This is a genomic window from Amycolatopsis melonis (assembly GCF_040064235.1).
In the GTDB taxonomy this organism is placed as follows: domain Bacteria; phylum Actinomycetota; class Actinomycetes; order Mycobacteriales; family Pseudonocardiaceae; genus Amycolatopsis; species Amycolatopsis melonis.
Genome location: NZ_JBDZYD010000001.1, coordinates 329,673 through 346,471 on the forward strand (window position 1 = coordinate 329,673; position 16,799 = coordinate 346,471).

At 73.0% G+C, this 16,799-nt stretch carries 16 protein-coding genes; 10 read left to right on the forward strand and 6 right to left on the reverse strand.

All coding sequences use genetic code 11. The annotated features are described in order from the left end of the window. Nucleotides 1–59 precede the first annotated feature (59 nt). Nucleotides 60–2,156, forward strand: a complete 2,097-nt coding sequence (locus ABJI51_RS01535) for a primosomal protein N' (protein WP_348947040.1) — start codon at nt 60–62, stop codon at nt 2,154–2,156. Nucleotides 2,157–2,210: 54 nt separating this feature from the next. Here the strand turns inward: ABJI51_RS01535 and ABJI51_RS01540 are convergent, their stop codons facing one another. The 4 genes from ABJI51_RS01540 to ABJI51_RS01555 form a co-directional block, all read right to left on the reverse strand. Beyond that, entirely contained in the window at nt 2,211–2,687 is a 477-nt protein-coding gene (locus ABJI51_RS01540; RefSeq protein ID WP_348947041.1) for a hypothetical protein, read from the reverse strand. 51 nt (nt 2,688–2,738) lie between these two features. Next, entirely contained in the window at nt 2,739–3,254 is a 516-nt protein-coding gene (locus ABJI51_RS01545; RefSeq protein WP_348947042.1) for a hypothetical protein, read from the reverse strand. A 194-nt stretch (nt 3,255–3,448) separates the two neighbouring features. Then, nucleotides 3,449–4,633, reverse strand: coding sequence for a sensor histidine kinase (locus ABJI51_RS01550; protein ID WP_348947043.1), 1,185 nt, complete (start codon nt 4,631–4,633; stop codon nt 3,449–3,451). Beyond that, nucleotides 4,621–5,115, reverse strand: coding sequence for a hypothetical protein (locus tag ABJI51_RS01555; RefSeq protein ID WP_348947044.1), 495 nt, complete (start codon nt 5,113–5,115; stop codon nt 4,621–4,623). The genes ABJI51_RS01550 and ABJI51_RS01555 overlap by 13 nt, the downstream gene beginning before the upstream one ends. 266 nt (nt 5,116–5,381) lie before the next feature. Here ABJI51_RS01555 and ABJI51_RS01560 point away from each other — a divergent pair, with 266 nt between their 5' ends. The 5 genes from ABJI51_RS01560 (at nt 5,382) to ABJI51_RS01580 (ending at nt 11,576) form a co-directional block, all read left to right on the forward strand. Next, on the forward strand, nt 5,382–6,041 hold the full coding sequence (locus ABJI51_RS01560) for a response regulator (protein WP_348947656.1): 660 nt from the start codon (nt 5,382–5,384) through the stop codon (nt 6,039–6,041). A 99-nt stretch (nt 6,042–6,140) separates the two neighbouring features. Further along, nucleotides 6,141–7,937, forward strand: coding sequence for a gamma-glutamyltransferase (ggt, locus tag ABJI51_RS01565; RefSeq protein ID WP_348947045.1), 1,797 nt, complete (start codon nt 6,141–6,143; stop codon nt 7,935–7,937). A 780-nt stretch (nt 7,938–8,717) separates the two neighbouring features. Beyond that, nucleotides 8,718–9,644: a methionyl-tRNA formyltransferase gene (gene fmt, locus ABJI51_RS01570; protein ID WP_348947046.1), complete on the forward strand. Its 927-nt coding sequence runs from the start codon at nt 8,718–8,720 to the stop codon at nt 9,642–9,644. Next, nucleotides 9,641–11,068 carry an RsmB/NOP family class I SAM-dependent RNA methyltransferase gene (locus ABJI51_RS01575; protein WP_348947047.1) on the forward strand — a complete coding sequence of 476 codons (1,428 nt, stop codon included), beginning with the start codon at nt 9,641–9,643 and terminating at the stop codon, nt 11,066–11,068. The genes fmt and ABJI51_RS01575 overlap by 4 nt, the downstream gene beginning before the upstream one ends. A gap of 10 nt (nt 11,069–11,078) precedes the next feature. Beyond that, a complete protein-coding gene (locus tag ABJI51_RS01580; RefSeq protein WP_348947048.1) occupies nt 11,079–11,576 on the forward strand; it encodes a flavoprotein in 498 nt (165 codons plus the stop codon). A 7-nt stretch (nt 11,577–11,583) separates the two neighbouring features. Here the strand turns inward: ABJI51_RS01580 and ABJI51_RS01585 are convergent, their stop codons facing one another. Both ABJI51_RS01585 and ABJI51_RS01590 read right to left on the reverse strand, forming a co-directional pair. Beyond that, nucleotides 11,584–12,243, reverse strand: a complete 660-nt coding sequence (locus ABJI51_RS01585; RefSeq protein WP_348947049.1) for a response regulator transcription factor — start codon at nt 12,241–12,243, stop codon at nt 11,584–11,586. Beyond that, entirely contained in the window at nt 12,240–13,439 is a 1,200-nt protein-coding gene (locus tag ABJI51_RS01590; RefSeq protein ID WP_348947051.1) for a sensor histidine kinase, read from the reverse strand. Before ABJI51_RS01590 ends, ABJI51_RS01585 begins: the two co-directional genes overlap by 4 nt. A 122-nt stretch (nt 13,440–13,561) precedes the next feature. Here ABJI51_RS01590 and rpe point away from each other — a divergent pair, with 122 nt between their 5' ends. From rpe to ribH, 4 genes are all read left to right on the forward strand, one after another. Then, nucleotides 13,562–14,233 carry a ribulose-phosphate 3-epimerase gene (gene rpe / locus ABJI51_RS01595; RefSeq protein ID WP_348947657.1) on the forward strand — a complete coding sequence of 224 codons (672 nt, stop codon included), beginning with the start codon at nt 13,562–13,564 and terminating at the stop codon, nt 14,231–14,233. A gap of 80 nt (nt 14,234–14,313) precedes the next feature. Beyond that, complete coding sequence (locus ABJI51_RS01600) at nt 14,314–14,943, forward strand: riboflavin synthase (RefSeq protein ID WP_348947052.1); 630 nt, start codon at nt 14,314–14,316, stop codon at nt 14,941–14,943. After that, nucleotides 14,940–16,268, forward strand: a complete 1,329-nt coding sequence (locus tag ABJI51_RS01605) for a bifunctional 3,4-dihydroxy-2-butanone-4-phosphate synthase/GTP cyclohydrolase II (RefSeq protein ID WP_348947054.1) — start codon at nt 14,940–14,942, stop codon at nt 16,266–16,268. Before ABJI51_RS01600 ends, ABJI51_RS01605 begins: the two co-directional genes overlap by 4 nt. Beyond that, complete coding sequence (ribH, locus tag ABJI51_RS01610) at nt 16,265–16,771, forward strand: 6,7-dimethyl-8-ribityllumazine synthase (RefSeq protein ID WP_348947055.1); 507 nt, start codon at nt 16,265–16,267, stop codon at nt 16,769–16,771. The genes ABJI51_RS01605 and ribH overlap by 4 nt, the downstream gene beginning before the upstream one ends. The last annotated feature ends 28 nt before the right edge of the window (nt 16,772–16,799 follow it).

Consider the following 16,799-nt stretch of genomic DNA (forward strand, 5'->3'; position numbering starts at 1 on the left):
GTGGCCTTCACGGTATTCGGGTGCCGGGACTGTCGGTGGGGTCTGGTAGAGATCACGGCGTGAGCAGTTCCGAGCCCGCAGCCCTCTGGGATCTCCCGGAGCAGCCGCCTCCCGCCAAGGCGGCGCCCTCGCGTGCCCGGAAACCGGCCAAGCCGGGCCAGAAAGCGAAGGGGGCGCAGTCGCCCGCGCCCGAGCGGCCCGTGGCGCGGGTCGTCGTCGACATCCCGCTGGCCCACCTGGACCGCACGTTCGACTACCTCGTCCCGGAGAAGCTGCACGAGACCGCGGTGCCGGGCTGCCGCGTCCGCGTCCGGTTCGCCGGGCAGCTGGTCGACGGCTACCTGATCGACCGCGGCGAAACCAGCGACTACGGCAGCAAGCTGGCCTACCTGGACCGCGTGACGTCGCCGGAGCCGGTGCTGCCGCCGTCGCTGCACGCGGTCTGCCGGGCGGTCGCGGACCGCTACGGCGGCACGCTGTCTGACGTCCTGCGGCTGGCGATCCCGCCCCGGCACGCGAAGGCCGAAGCCGAGCCGCCGCTCGCCCCGGCCGCGCCCCCGGCGGCGCCGGACACCACGGCGTGGGCGCGCTACCAGCGTGGCCCGGCGTTCCTGGAGGCCCTCGCCGAGGGCAAGCCCGCGAACGCCGTCTGGCAGGCCCTGCCGGGCGAGGACTGGCCCCGCCGGCTGGCCGAAGCCGCCGCCACGGTGGCCGCGGCCGGGCGCGGCGCGGTGCTGGTGGTGCCGGACCACCGGGACCTGACCCGCGTGCACGAGGCGTGCGCGGCGGAGGTGGGCGAGGAGGCCGTCGTGGCGCTGATCGCGGGTCTCGGGCCCGCGGAGCGGTACCGGCGGTGGCTGGCGGTGCTGCGCGGCGCGGTCCGAGTGGTGGTGGGCACGCGGGCGGCGATGTTCGCGCCGGTCCACGACCCCGGCCTGTTCGTGGTCTGGGACGACGGCGACGACCTGCACCTCGACCAGCACGCGCCGTACCCGCACGTCCGCGACGTGCTGATGGACCGTGCGCACGCGGCGAAGGCGTCCCTGCTGGTCGGCGGGTTCGCCCGGACGGCGGAGGCGCAGCTGCTGGTCGAGTCGGGCTGGGCGGCTCCGGTGCTGGCGGACCGCGCGACGCTGCGGTCGGCGGCCCCCCGCGTCACCCCGGTCGGCGAGGACTTCGACGTCGCCCGCGACGAGGCGGCCCGCGTGGCCCGCCTGCCGGCGGTGGCGTTCGAGGCGGCCCGCCAGGCGTTCGCGGCGGGCTTCCCGGCCCTGGTCCAGGTGCCGCGCCGCGGGTACGTGCCGGGCCTGGCCTGCGGCCACTGCCGCACCCCGGCGCACTGCCGCCGTTGCGCGGGCCCGCTGGCCCTGCCGGGCGGATCGGCCGACGGGCAGCCGAAACCCCCGGCCTGCCGCTGGTGCGGCGTCCCGGAGACGGCGTTCCGCTGCACAGCGTGCGGCTCGGTCCGGCTGCGCGCGGTGATCGTGGGTGCCAAGCGCACGGCGGAAGAACTGGGCAGGGCGTTCCCGGGCATCCCGGTCCGCACATCCGGAGCGGCGGAGGTCCTGTCCTCGGTCCCAGGCAAACCGGCGCTGGTGGTGTGCACCCCGGGAGCGGAGCCGGTAGCCGAAGGAGGCTACGGCGCAGCGCTGCTCCTGGACGGCTGGGCACTGCTGGGCCGCCAGGACCTCAGGGCGGCAGAGGAGACGTTACGCCGCTGGATGGCCGCGGCGGCCCTGGTCCGCCCGGCGTCCGCGGGCGGCCGCGTGATCGTCGGAGCGGAAGCGGGCCTGGCGGCGGTACAGGCCCTGGTCCGCTGGGACCCGGCATGGCACGCGGGCCAGGAGCTGGCGGAGCGCCGCGAGCTGGGCTTCCCCCCGGCAATGCGGATGGCGAGCGTGGAGGGCAGCCCGAACGCGGTGGCGGCCCTGCTGGAGGACCTGCCGCTGCCCCCCTCGGGCGAGGTACTGGGCCCGGTCCCGCTGGGCGAGGTGGACGAGGAGGGCAACGCGGAGCGAGAGCGGGCCCTGGTCCGGGTGTCCCGCGCCGAGGGCAAGGCACTGGCGGCCTCGATCCACGCGGCAGCGGCCCGCCGAGACGCGAAAAAGGCGACGGAACCGATCCGCATCCAGCTCGACCCGCTGGACCTCATCTGACAGCTGCGCCGAGGGGCGCGGCCGCCGGTGGACGGCCGCGCCGCTCCCGCCCGGTCAGGGCTGGCTCGGGTTGTCCCGGGTGCAGTGGAACTGGACCGTCGTGCCGAGCTGCGAGGGAACATCGAGGACGAGGGTGGTGACGTAGCTTCCCGAGTTGAGGAAGCCGGCCTTCCAGAAGTCGAGCTTCAGGGTGCCGCTCTGCGCCTCGGCGGGCGAAAGGGTGAGCGTGGCGACCCGCGTGTCGTTCGCGACGCCGAGAGTCCGGATCCAGAACCAGCTGCCGAAGAAGCTGGTGTGGACCTCGATCTTCTTCCACCAGGTCAGCGGCGGTTCCTGGACGAGCTGAAGGGTGAGCAGGCCGGGACGCCCGTCGGCGACGAGGTAGGACCAGCGGTCCCAGCCGTTGTCGACGAAGAGTCCGCCACCACTGAGTTCGGTCTCGGTCCGCTCGTCGTGGCGCACGGCTTCCGGCAGTGAACCGGTCATGAAGGCCGACGGCCGGAGTTCCCGGGAAACAGCGTTCTCGATCATGGTTTTCTCCTTTCGCGGCGAGCCGGCAGGCTCGCCGGGTGACGGCCTCGGTCAGCCGGTGCAGTTCGGTGCTGTCGGCTGGTCCGTGCCGGTGTCGACGAGGACGTCCGGGAGGAAGCCGCCGTCGGTCGTCCCGTCCCACAGGCTGCTGGTGTTCCCGGTCACCGGCGACGTGACGGACTCTCCTTCGGTGGTGCAGAGAATCGTCACGCCGGCACCGTCCGGCAGAACCTTGACGACGGGGGAATCGGTGGTGGGCATCCGGAAGACGTTCGCGGTGTAGCCCGGGCTCACGAAGACCCGGCCGGAACCGGCCGGTGCCGCGTCGACCTGTGCGTACTGGCTGGTGTGCGGCGCCGCCGGGGCCGGTCGCTCCCCGCCGGTGGACGCGAACGCGACCCCCAGCGCCGCCAGCACGAGGGTGCCGCCGACGCCGAAGGACAGCAGGCGAGCGAACTTTCCCACCTTCGGCATGACCCAGCCGGAGAACTCGAAGCCGCCTCCGACGAGACCCGCGAGCAGCAGCACGGCTCCCACGCTGCCCAGGGCGACCGCCAGCGCCTCCATAGGGATCACCTCTTCTCCGAAAATCAGGGGAATCGCCGCCGTCCGGCCGGATCGATTCCGGTTCGTCCTCGGTGAATGACGACAGTAGATTTCGCGGTTTGCGGCTGTCTTCGATCGTTGTGCCGATCGGAAAGGCGCCGAAGGTGGTTTTCGCGGGGTGGCCGAATCCATCGGAGGGTGCAGGCGGATCGTCCTCACGGACGACGGCAGGGGAGCTCGGCCCGGACGGTGAAGCCGTCCCGGCAGGCTCCCGCGTGGAAGACCCCGCCGACGGTCGACACCCGCTCGGCGAGCCCGATGAGGCCGTGCCCGGTGGAAAGCCGCGTTCCGGCAGGCTCGGCCGCGGTCGCGCGGTGATCGTCGATGGTGATGACCACGGTTTCGTCGTGCCAGCGCACGCCGACGTCGGTGCGGGCGCCGGGACCGCCGTGCTTGGTGGTGTTGGTCAGCGCCTCCTGGACGACGCGGTAGGCGGCCAGGTCCACGCTGGCGTCCAGGGTGCCGCGGGGCCCGCTCTCGGCGAAGCGCACCTCGAGCCCGGCGACGCGGAACGACTGCAGAAGGGTGTCCAGCTCGGCGAAGTGCGGCGCCCGGACCGGCCCGCCGGCATCACCGGCTTCCGGGATTTCCGCGCGGAGAACCACGAGCAGCCGCCGCAGCTCGTCGATCGCCTGCGCGCCGACCCCTTCGGCGGCCTTGAGGGCCGTGGCGGCCCGGTCGGCGTCGGTGACCAGGACGGAGCGGGCGCCGCCGATCTGCAGCACCATGACCGCGATGGCGTGCGCGATGATGTCGTGGAGTTCCTGCGCCATCCGGCGCCGCTCCGCCGCCACCGCCCGGCGGGCCTCCCGGGCGTTGCGGCGCGCCAGCTCGCGGCGCTGGAGGATGCCCGCGCGCTGCCATCGGCCGATTCCGGCCGCGGTCCCCACGAGCAGCAGGTAGGTCACGCCGAGAAGTTCCACTTTGGACGAACCGGAAACTTCGGGACTGGTTCTCAGTTCGTTGGCGACCCAGGCGGCAACGGTGAGCGCGCTCGCCGCCACGGCGATGGTCGTCGTGCGCCGGTCGCCGCGCGCCACCACCGAGGCAAGGGCGACGCAGACGAACAGGACCGGCCGGTAGGACAACAGCAGCGAGCCGAGCACCGCGTGCGCGCAGAGCGCGGACTCGACGGCCAGCGGGGCGCGCAACCGCCACCACAGCAGGGCGCCGCCGGCGAGTGCCCAGCCGGACGTCAGCAGCGGCGCGGAATGCATCCCGGGCCCGAGCGGCAGCAGGACGTCGGAAAAGAGCAGGAGGTCGGTGACGGTCGTGGTGCAGACGGTCAGCGGATTCCCCCACGAAGCCCGGCTGAGCGGCTGCCTCTTCAGGCCGGCCATGGGCGTGGGCCGGGAACGGGGGTGAACCAGTGAGGGAGGCTTTCCTCCGGGGGAAACGGCTGCGGGTCCGGCTCGTGGGGGTGGCACCAGGGGACGAGCCAGCACAGCGACCACGCGACGCTCTCCGGGACCGCATGCCAGGTGATGCGCGTCGACGGCCGCGGACCCGGGGCGAGGGCCGGCGGAGGCACACGGTCCAGCGAGCCGAGGAGGTTCTCCTCTTCGCCGTCGGCGATCTCCTGCCAGGCGGTCAGGACCCGCTGTGGATTTCCCAGGGTGGTCACCGTGCACTGGGGGGCCGTGGCCGTCCGTCCGGCGACGTCCCTGTCCAAGGTGAGCGACACGGCCGGCTCGGCTTCCGGGGTGCCGGCAAGCCCGTGCGCGTCGATGGCCAGGACCGCGGCTGCCTGTGGCGGGCGTTGCCCGGACCGGGGAACCAATATCCCGGTCACGGTGTTGCCGAGAAGGACGTCCCGTGGCATCTTGGGAACGAGAACGTTTCTTTTTCCGATCAGGATCCCGCTGCAGCAGTGGATCGTCGAGTTGTTCCCGGTGTCCGATCGGACCGAGACAATAGTGGGCGGCTGTCCGGGTGTCTTGGACATGACGGTGATCCTTTTCCGGCCGGATTCGGTACTTCTGAAGTAGGTCGAAGCCGGTGTCCGCGTTGTTACGGGAGAAGTGTACTTTCCGTGGGTGAAGAGGACAGTTTCGTGATTCATTTCCGGAAATGTGGTGGACGACGGACATGATCCGGATTCTGGTCGCCGACAACGAAGCCCTCGTCCGCGGCGGCCTGCGCATGATTCTCGAAGCCCAGCCCGACCTCGTGGTGGTCGGGGAAGCCGCGGACGGTGCCGAGGCGGTCGAGCAGGCCCGGGCTCTTGCGCCGGACCTGGTGCTCATGGACGTCCGGATGCCCGAGCTGGACGGGCTCGAGGCCACCAGGCGCCTGCTTTCGGGACGGCCGCCCACGCCGAAGGTGGTCGTCCTGACCACCTTCGACCTCGACGACTACGTGTACGAGGCCATCCGCGCCGGAGCCTGCGGCTTCCTGCTCAAGACGGCACCGCCGCACCAGCTCGTCGAAGGCGTGCGTGCCGTGATGTGCGGCGACGCCCTGCTCGCGCCGCAGATCACCCGCCGCCTGCTCGACCGGTTCATCCAGCGCCCGCCGCCGGGCAGCACGACACCGGCGGAGCTTGCCGGGCTGACCCCGCGCGAGCTGGACGTGATCCGCCTCATCGCGCACGGTCACTCCAACGCCGAGATCGCCGGCACCCTGTTCCTGAGCGAGGCAACCGTCAAGTCGCACGTCAACCACCTGCTCGGCAAGCTCGGGCTCCGTGACCGGGTCCAGGCCGTCGCGCTCGCCTACCGGACCGGGCTGATGGACCTGCAGCCCTGAGCCGCGGGTCTTCCGGTCCCTTCCGCGATCGCCGGAACCCGGGCGCGTAAGTCGGTTGGTGACTTGAAGCTGCCCAGGGCAAGGGGCAGACTCGCCCGCATGCCCGCGCATCGGAGTCGCACCACGCTTGTCCTGGCCGTCGCCGCCGTGTTGACCGCCGGCGTTGCCGCGCCCGCCGTCGCCGCCACGCCCACGCCGAAGTCGCCCGTTGCCGTCGGCTTCGGCGGGGCCGTGGCCAGCATCGATGCCGATGCCACCGCCATCGGCACGAAAGTCCTGCGGGACGGCGGGAACGCCGTCGACGCCGCCGTTGCCGTCGCTGCCGCGCTGGGGGTCACCGATCCCTTCTCCGCCGGGATCGGCGGGGGCGGGTTCTTCGTCTACTACGACGCCCGGACCCACCGCGTGCACACCCTGGACGGCCGCGAAACCGCGCCGAAGACCGCCGACGAGAACCTCTTCGTCGAGAACGGCAAGGCGCTTCCGTTCGCCGACGCCGTCACCAGCGGGCTGAGCGTCGGCGTGCCCGGTACGCCCGCGACCTGGGCCGAAGCGCTGCGCAAGTGGGGGACGCGGTCGCTGGCGAAGTCGCTCAAGCCCGCCGAGGACCTGGCGCGCAACGGCTTCGTCGTCGACCAGACGTTCCAGACGCAGATCGCGAACAACGCCGCCCGGTTCTCCGCCTTCCCCTCGACGCGGTCGCTGTACCTGCCGGGTGGCGCGCCGCCGTCCCCCGGCACCGTCTTCAAGAACCCCGACCTCGCCGCGACGTACGCGCAGCTCGAACGCTTCGGCGTCGACGCCCTCTACCACGGCCCGATCGGCGCCGACATCGCCAAGACCGTGCAGCAGCCGCCGAAGGACCCGGCCTCGCCGCTGAACGTCCGGCCCGGCAAGCTCACCACCGAGGACCTCGCCGCCTACGACGTGATCGAACGGCGTCCGACGCACGCGAGCTACCACGGGCTGGACGTCTACGGCATGCCCGCGCCGTCGTCGGGCGGGCTGACCGTCGGCGAGGCGCTCAACATCCTCGAGAACTTCGACCTCAGGCACGCGAGCAAGGCCGACTACCTGCAGTACTTCCTGGAGTCGACCCGGTTCGCCTTCGCCGACCGCAACCGCTGGATCGGCGACCCGGCGTTCGTCGACGTGCCGTCCCGTGAGCTGCTCAGCCAGCGCTTCGCCGACTCGCGGGCGTGCCTGATCTCGAAGGACAAGGCGGCGACCAGCCCGGTCGCGCCTGCCGACCCGAAGCACCCCACGCCGTGCGCCGCGGGGACGACCGCCGCGCCGACGCCGTACGAGGGCGAGAACACGACGCACCTGACGGTGGCCGACAAGTGGGGCAACGTCGTCGCGTACACGTTGACGATCGAGCAGGAGGGCGGCAGCGGCATCGTCGTGCCGGGCCGCGGGTTCCTGCTCAACAACGAGCTGACCGACTTCTCGTTCACGCCGGTGACGCCGGGCGTGCCGGACCCGAACCTCCCGGGCCCGGGCAAGCGCCCGCGCTCGTCGATGGCGCCGACGATCGTGCTGAAGGACGGCCGCCCGTTCTTCGCGACCGGTTCGCCGGGCGGCGCGTCGATCATCACGACGGTGCTGCAGGTCCTGACCGGCCGCATCGACCGCGGCCTGTCCCTGGAGGACGCGATCGCGGCCCCACGCGCCTCCCAGCGCAACTCGGCGGCGGCCCAGGTGGAGCAGGCCTTCCTCGACCAGCCCGAGACAGCGGACCTCAAGGCCCGCGGCCAGGGCTTCTCGACCTCGCCGGCGGAGATCGGAGCGGCAACGGGAGTGGAGCGCCTCCACGACGGCCGCTGGCTGGCGGCGGCCGAGCCGGTCCGCCGCGGCCAGGGCGCGGCCCAGGTGGTGTGGCCGGCGAACTGGTAGGGCTTCCGGCAGCCGCGGCAACGTGGCCCGGCCGGGTGGTCTGCCGAAGCTTGTCGTGAGTGGTAATTCGGGTTCTAACCCGAATTACCACTCACGAGCCCTGCCGGCGGCGTCCCGTCCCGGCCATCCGGACCCACTCCGGGTACCTTGCGGGGGTGCGCCCGGGTGGGATGAAAGGCGCTTTCGTCTCGTCTGATGCGGCGAAAGGGACTTTCGTTGCGTCAGGCGCCAGGAAAGTCCCTTTAGGCACGCGCCGATCGGTGGATCCAGGCGGAGAACCCGGTCAAGACACCTGCGCCCGCCGGGAATTTCAGCCGAAACTGCCGTAGCGCAGGGCCCCGCCCGTCCCTGGCAGGGTTGCGACAAAGTCGCGCTGTGCCGCCGTGCTGAAGGTGTCCTTCGGTGTATCTGATGCGGTAAAGGGTGCCTTCCTCGTGTCTGACGTTAGCGAGGGGTCCGTCGGCTCAGCGTGAGCCGTCATGAACGACTCTTTCCTGTCGTCAGACGAGGTGAACGACTCGTTCATCCCGCCGGGAATTTCAGCCGAAAACCGCCGTAGCGCAGGGCCCCGCCCGTCCCTGGGGGCTGACCCCGCTCCAGCGTATCGGCCACCCCCGGCGAAAGGCGGGAAACAGCCCACCGTGGGCCCCGGTTGTCCACATCGCCGCCCGCCTGTGGACAACCGGAGGCGCGGGCGCGCCGGGGTGAGGGTGGCCTTCTAGACTCAGGCGCGATGTTCCAGTCACGTGAATCCTCCCTGCTTCCGCCGGGGGTGGGCCGATGAAGCTCGTCTTCGCCGGCACGCCCGACCCGGCGGTCCCCGCCCTGCGCGCCCTTCTCGAATCCGGGCGGCACGATGTTGCTGCCGTGGTCACCCGGCCCGATGCGCAGGCCGGGCGTGGCCGCCGGGTGGTGCGCTCGCCCGTCGGGGCGCTGGCCGACGAGCACGGCATCGAGGTCCTGACGCCCGCGCGCGCCGGGGATCCCGCCTTTCTCGCCCGGCTCGCCGAACTCGCGCCCGATGCCTGCCCCGTCGTCGCCTACGGGGCGCTGCTGCCGCAGGCCGCGCTCGACATTCCGCGGCTGGGGTGGGTCAACCTGCACTTCTCGCTGCTGCCCGCCTGGCGGGGCGCCGCGCCCGTGCAGGCCGCCATCCGGGCCGGGGACGAGATCACCGGCGCCTCGACCTTCCGGATCGTCAAGGAACTGGACGCCGGCCCCGTCTACGGCGTGGTCACCGAGGCGATCGGGGCCACCGACACCGCCGGCGCGCTGCTCGGGCGGCTCGCGGAGTCCGGGGCGAAACTCCTGCTGTCCACGATGGACGGTCTGGCCGACGGCAGCCTCGTCGCGCGGGAACAGCCCGCCGAAGGGATCAGCTACGCGCCGAAGGTGACGGTCGAGGACGCGCGCGTGTCCTTCGCCGACCCCGCGGCGGCGGTCGACCGGCAGATCCGGTCGGTCACGCCGGACCCGGGCGCGTGGGCGGAGTTCCGCGGGGAACGGCTGAAGCTCGGCCCGGTCACGGTGCTCGACGAACCCGGCCCGCCGCCGGGCGAGATCGTGGTCGAACGCAAGCGGGTGCTGGTTGGGACCGCGACGAAGCCGTTGCGGCTCGGCGAGGTCCAGGCACCCGGCAAGAAACGGATGGCGGCCACCGACTGGGCGCGCGGAACACGGATCGAACAGGGAGAGCGCCTCCGGTGAACGACCACAGGGAATCCCGACGCCCGTCCCGGCCGCAGCGCGGCCGCCCGGCGCCACGCAAGCAGGGCCCCCGCCGCCCACCGGAGGTGGACCCGGCCCGGCAGGCCGCGTTCGACGTCCTCGCGGCCGTGCGGACGAAGGACGCCTACGCCAACCTCGTCCTGCCGGACCTGCTGCGCGAGCGGCGGATCACCGGCCGCGACGCCGCGCTGGCCACCGAGCTGGCGTACGGCGCTTCGCGGGCACAGGGCCTGCTCGACGCGATCATCGAGTCGTGTGCCGAGCGCCCGCTGTCGAAGACCGACCCCGCGGTGCTCGACGCGCTGCGCCTCGGCGTCTACCAGCTGCTGCGCACGCGCATCCCCGAGCACGCCGCCGTGACGTCCACTGTGGACCTCGTGCGGGCGGAAGGGGGTTCGTGGGCAACGGGTTTCGCGAACGCCATCCTGCGCAAGGTGTCCGAAAAGGACGAAGCGGCCTGGCTCGACGAACTCGCGCCGGACGAGGCAGCCGACCCCATCGGCGCCTACGCGCTGCGCACCGCGCACCCGCGCTGGATCGCGCGCTCGTTCGCCGAAGCGCTGGGAGACAAGGGTGCGGAACTCAAGGCCGCGCTGGAAGCCGACGACGCCCGCCCCGAGGTGCACCTGGTCGCCCGGCCCGGCGAGATCAGCGCCGACGAGCTGGCCGCCATCACCGGCGGCGACCCGGCGCCCTACTCGCCCTACGGCGTGCGCCTGCCCGCCGGGGCCGGTGACCCGGCCGACGCCGAGCCGGTCCGCGAGCGGCTGGCCGCGGTGCAGGACGAGGGCAGCCAGCTCTGCGCGATCGCCGCGACGAAGGTGCCGCTCGACGGTACCGACGAGCGCTGGCTCGACCTGTGCGCGGGCCCGGGCGGCAAGGCCGCGCTGCTCGGCGCGCTCGCGGCACTGAGCGGGGCGCGGGTGGACGCGGTCGAGAAGGCGCCGCACCGCGCCAAGCTCGTCGAAAAGGCCACGACCGGCCTGCCCGTCACCGTCCACGTTGCCGACGGGCGCGAAAGCGGCCTCGAACCGGGCTACGACCGGATCCTGGTCGACGCGCCGTGCAGCGGGCTCGGCGCGCTGCGGCGGCGGCCGGAGGCACGCTGGCGGCGTCAGCCGTCCGACGTCGCCGACCTGACCCGGCTGCAGGGCGAGCTGATCACCGCGGCGTACGACCTGCTGCGGCCCGGCGGCGCGCTGACCTACGTCGTCTGCTCGCCGCACCTGGCCGAGACCGAAGGCGTGTTCACCGAGACGGCGCGGCGGCTCAAGGCCGAGGTGCTCGACACGCGCGAGTTCTTCCCGGGTGTCCCGCAGCTCGGGAACGGCCCGTACGTGCAGCTCTGGCCGCACCGCCACGGCACGGACGCGATGTTCTGCGCCGTGCTGCGTAAATCGTGACGGGCAAACCGTGAGAGATCTCGGGCTGGTCGCCGGCTCGTGCGGCGGGCTGGACACCCGGTTCGCCGCCGAGCTGGTGCAACCGGCCGCGGCGCGCGGCTGGCGGACGGCGATCACGCTGACGCCGACCGCGCACCGCTGGCTGGCGGCGACCGGCGGGCTCGCCGACGTCGCCGCGCACACCGACCTGCCGGTCCGCAGCACTTCGCGGCTGCCGGGCGAGCCGCGGCCACACCCGGACCCGGAGGTGTTCCTCTTCGCCCCGGCGTCGGCCAACTCGGTCGCCAAGCTCGCCCTCGGCATCGCCGACAACCAGGCACTGACCGTGCTGGGCGACGTGCTCGGCGCGCCGGGGATCACGATCGTCGTGGCCTACCAGATCCAGGACACCCGGGTGCACCACCCGGCGTGGCAGCGCCACCTCGACACCCTCGCGGGCGCCGGGGTGACCCTGCACCGCCTCGACGTCCGGCGGCCGTGGACCGAGGCCCTCGACCTGCTGCCCTGAGCGGGGGTCATGCCCGCCCGGCATGGCCGGGCCGGACGACCCCCGCTTCGTACGCGATGACCACCGCCTGGCTGCGGTTGCCCGCGCCGAGCTTCGCGAAGACGTTGCCCACGTGCGTCTTCACCGTCTCCAGGCTGATCACCAGCTGCGCCGCGATGTCCTGATTGGACAGTCCGGCGGCGATCAGCCGCAGCACCTCGGTTTCGCGGCGCGTGAGCGTCTTCGCGGCCTTCGCGTACTGCCCGCTCGCCGGGCGTCCGCTCACCAGCCGCCGGATCGCCTCCGGGAACAGCAGCGACTCCCCGGCGGCGACCGTCCGCACGGCGTGCGCGATCTCCTCCTTGCGCGCCCGCTTCAGCAGGAACCCGCTCGCCCCGGCCAGCAGCGCTTCGTGGACGTAGTCGTCGTTGTCGAACGTCGTGACGACGAGGATCTTCGGCGGCTCGGCGAGCGCCGCCAGCACCTGCCGGGTGGCCTCGATGCCGTCGGTGCCGGGCATCCGGACGTCCATCAGCACGACGTCCGGGCGGGTCCGCCGCACGGCGTCGAGGACTTCGCCGCCGTCGGCCGCCTCGCCGACCACCGGCAGGCCCTGCTGCTCCAGCAGGGCCCGCAGCCCGGTGCGGACCAGCGGCTCGTCGTCGGCGAGCAGCACCGCGGGGTTCATGCGCCCGTCCGCAGCGGGATGGTCGCGCGCAGCTGCCACTGGTGCCCGTCCGGGCCGGCGGCCAGCTCGCCGCGCAGGGCCTCGACGCGCTCGGCGAGCCCGGCCAGGCCGCGCCGCCCGGTCCGCGGCCGGTCGCCGGGCAGCGCGTTGACGACGGCGATGGCCAGCCGCTCCGGCCCGGTCTCGATCCGGACGTCCACCGCGCCCGGCCCGGCGTGGCGCAGCGCGTTGGTGAGGCCTTCCTGGACGATCCGGTAGCCCTCGCGCGACACCGTGGCGGGCAGCGCGGCGACCGGCCCGGTGACCGACAGGCGGACGTCCAGCCCGGCTTCGCGGGCGCGCACGGCGAGGACGTCCACCTCGGCCAGCGTGCGCGCCGGCGCCTTCGCCGCCGGCTCTTCGCGCAGCAGGCCCAGCACGTGGTCGAGGTCTTCGAGCGCGCTTCGGGAGGCTTCCTCGATCGTGCCGAGCGCGCGCCGGACCTGGGCGGGATCGGCCTCGACCAGGTCGGCCGCGGCCGCCGCCTGGATCGTCGACGTCGTGAGCGTGTGGCCGATGGAGTCGTGCAGCTCCCGCGCGAGCCGGTTGCGCTGGGCGAGGACGGCCGCGTGGCGCTCGGCCAGCGCCGCCCGCTCGGCCGCGGACGGCCCGAGCAGCGCCGTCGCCCCGGCCCGGAAGCCGCGGGTGGCGGCGGCCTGCAGCAGCACCAGTGCCACCAGCGCGACGAGCGCGACCGCCAGCGTCCAAGACCCGGCGGTGGTCGTCACGCCGAAGAACGAGAACTGCCCCTGGTCGCCGGAGAGCCACATGGCCGGGGTGAGCACCCCGAGCAGCAGCACGCAGTCGGCGGTCAGCAGCAGGCCGCCGAACCCGGCGTGCAGCACCAGCCAGGCCGCCGAGCGCAGCCGCTCGGGCCAGGCGAGGCGGTCCCGCCCCGGCGCGGGCAGCTCGGTGCCCAGCAGCCCGTTGGCCGAGGCCACGCCGAGCCGCCGCGCGGGCCCGGTCAGTCCCGCGATCGCCAGGAGCACGGCGACGGCCAGCAGCGCGAGCGCCAGGTGGGCCCGTGGCGTGCCCGGGATCACCACCACGACGAGCGAGAACAGGAAGGCGGGCATGGAGAGCGCTGCGCCCAGCAGCGCGTACGGCACGCTGCGGAAACCGCCGGGACGCACCAGGGACCTCGGGAAACCGGACATGCCGTCGAGATTAGGGCCGCCGGGAGTGCCGTGACCTCCCTCTCCGGAGCCAGATCCTGGTCACAACCGGTTAGCAGGCGTTAGCGCCGTCCTCCTACACTCGGAACGTGGCAGACCGACCAATGATCGCCCCCAGCATCCTCGCCGCGGACTTCGCCCGGCTCGCCGACGAGATCGCCGCCGTGGCCGTCGGCGGGGAGACCCGCGCCGACTGGGTCCACGTCGACGTCATGGACGCGCACTTCGTGCCGAACCTGACCCTCGGCCTGCCCGTGGCCAAGGCCCTCATCGACAGCACCGACCTGCCGATCGACTGCCACCTGATGATCGAGGACCCCGACCGCTGGGCGATCGGGTACGCCGAGGCCGGCGCCTACAACGTCACCGTGCACGCCGAGGCCGCGAAGGACCCCGTCACGCTCGCGAAGAACCTGCGGGCCGCGGGCGCGAAGGCGGGCCTGTCGATCAAGCCGGGCACCCCGCTCGAACCGTGGGTCGACGCCCTCAAGCACTACGACACGCTCCTGGTCATGTCGGTCGAGCCGGGCTTCGGCGGGCAGTCGTTCATCCCGGACGTGCTGGAGAAGGTGCGCACCGCGCGGCGGCTGGTCGACACCGGGCACCTGAAGCTGATCGTCGAGATCGACGGCGGCATCAACACCGACACCATCGAGCAGGCGGCCGAGGCGGGGGTCGACTGCTTCGTCGCCGGGTCCGCCGTCTACGGCGCCGCCGAACCGGGCAAGGCGGTCGCCGCGCTGCGCGAGCAGGCGGCCCGCGGCCGGGCCGGCTGACGCTTGCGGCGGGACCGGAGAAGCCACCGGGCCGCGGCGGGTGTTGGATGGGAGAACCGGCTCACAAGGAGGCAGCGCACGTGTTCACCGGCATAGTCGAGGAGATCGGCGAAGTCACCGCCGTCGAGCAGCTGACCAACGCGGCCCGGCTGCGCGTGCGGGGCCCGCTGGTCACCAGCGACGCCGGGCACGGCGACTCGATCGCGGTCAGCGGGGTGTGCCTGACCGTCGTCGAGGTGGCGGGCGGCGAGTTCACCGTCGACGTCGTCAACGAGACGCTGCAGCGGTCCAGCCTGGCCAAGGTCGCGGTCGGCGACCGGGTCAACCTCGAGCGCGCGACCCCGGCGGGCGGGCGGCTCGGCGGGCACATCATGCAGGGCCACGTGGACGGCACCGGCGTCTTCCTCGGCCGCGACGAGAACGGCGTCACGACGTTCGCGCTGCCGAAGCACCTGTCCCGGTACGTGGTCGAAAAGGGATCCATCGCGGTCGACGGCGTCTCGCTGACCGTCGCCGCGATCGGCGACGACCAGTTCTCGGTGGCGCTGATCCCGACCACCCTGGAAGTCACGACGCTGGGCCGCCGCGAGCCCGGCGACCTGGTCAACCTCGAGGTGGACGTGGTCGCGAAGTACGTGGAGAAGCTGGCCGAGGCGCACATCCGCGACCAGGTGCACAATCGGGACGGCGGCACGGAGGAGCGGTCATGAGTGAGACGAGCGCGGCGGAGCCCGAGTCGGGCTGGACGCCCTGCGGCGCCGGGGCGGTGTTCGACGCCGACGCCATCGAGCGGGCGATCGCGGACATCGCGGCGGGCCGCCCGGTCGTCGTCGTGGACGACGAGGACCGCGAGAACGAGGGCGACCTCATCTTCGCCGCCGAGAAGGCGACGCCGGAGCTGCTGGCCTTCATGGTCCGCTACACCTCGGGGTACGTCTGCGTGGCGCTGACCGAGTCCGAGGCGGACCGGCTCGACCTGCCGCCGATGTACCACACGAACCAGGACGCGCGCGGCACCGCGTACAGCGTCACGGTCGACGCCGCGGAGGGCATCAGCACCGGCATCTCCGCCGCCGACCGCGCGCACACGATCCGGCTGCTGGCCGACCCGTCGTCGACGGCCAAGGACTTCCGCCGTCCCGGCCACGTCGTGCCGCTGCGGGCCAAGGAAGGCGGCGTGCTGCGCCGCCCCGGGCACACCGAGGCGTCGGTCGACCTGGCCCGGATGGCCGGGCTCGCGCCGGCGGGCGTGCTCTGCGAGATCGTCTCGCAGAAGGACGAGGGCGACATGGCCCGCCGCGACGAGCTGGAGGTCTTCGCGGCCGACCACGACCTGGCGATCATCACCATCGCCGACCTGATCGCCTACCGCCGCCGCACCGAAAAGCAGGTCGAGCGGGTCGCCGAGGCGCGCATCCCGCTGGCCGCGGGCACGTTCCGCGCGGTCGGCTACGACTCGCTGCTGGACGGCATCGAGCACGTCGCGTTCGTCTACGGCGAGATCGGCGACGGCCAGGACATCCTGGTGCGCGTGCACTCCGAGTGCCTCACCGGCGACGTCTTCGGCTCGCTGCGCTGCGACTGCGGCCCGCAGCTGGAGGCGGCACTGCAGGCGGTCGCGGCCGAGGGCCGCGGGGTCGTGCTCTACATCCGCGGCCACGAGGGCCGCGGCATCGGCCTGCTGCACAAGCTGCAGGCCTACCAGCTGCAGGACGACGGCGCGGACACCGTCGACGCGAACCTCGCTCTCGGCGTCCCGGCCGACGCCCGCGACTACGGCACCGGCGCGCAGATCCTGTGCGACCTCGGCGTCCGCACCATGCGGCTGCTGTCGAACAACCCGGCCAAGCGGATCGGCCTGGAGGGCTACGGCCTGCGCGTCACCGGGCGCGTGCCGCTGCCGATCTCGCCGAACCCGGAGAACCTGCGCTACCTGCGGACCAAGCGCGACCGGATGGGCCACGACCTGGCCCAGCTGGAGCACTACGACCAGGTCGGCGCCGGCCCCGAGCACGCGGACGGAGGAGCACAGTGAGCGGCGACGGCCGTCCCGACGTGGCGCTGGACCTGACCGGCTGCAAGTCGCTGAAACTCGGCATCGTGGCCACGCGCTGGAACGCCGACATCACCGACGTCCTGCTGGAACGCGCACTGGTGGCCGCCCGCGAGGCGGAGCTGGAGGAGGAGCCGACGGTCGTCCACGTCGCCGGCGCGATCGAGCTGCCGGTGGTGGCGCAGGCGCTGGCCCGCAGCCACGACGCGGTGGTGGCGCTGGGCGTGGTCATCCGCGGCGGCACCCCGCACTTCGAGTACGTGTGCGACGCGGTGACGGCGGGCCTGACCCGGGTGGCACTGGACGAGAGCACCGCGGTCGGCAACGGCGTGCTGACGTGCGACACGCACGAGCAGGCGGTCGATCGCTCGGGCCGTCCGGGTGCCAAGGAGGACAAGGGTTACGAGGCGACGGTGGCGGCACTGGACACCGCGCACGTGCTGAAGAGCCTGCGCCAGCCGTGGACCGAGCGGGGATTCGTGTGAGCGTGAGTACTTCTTCTCCGGTGCTGGT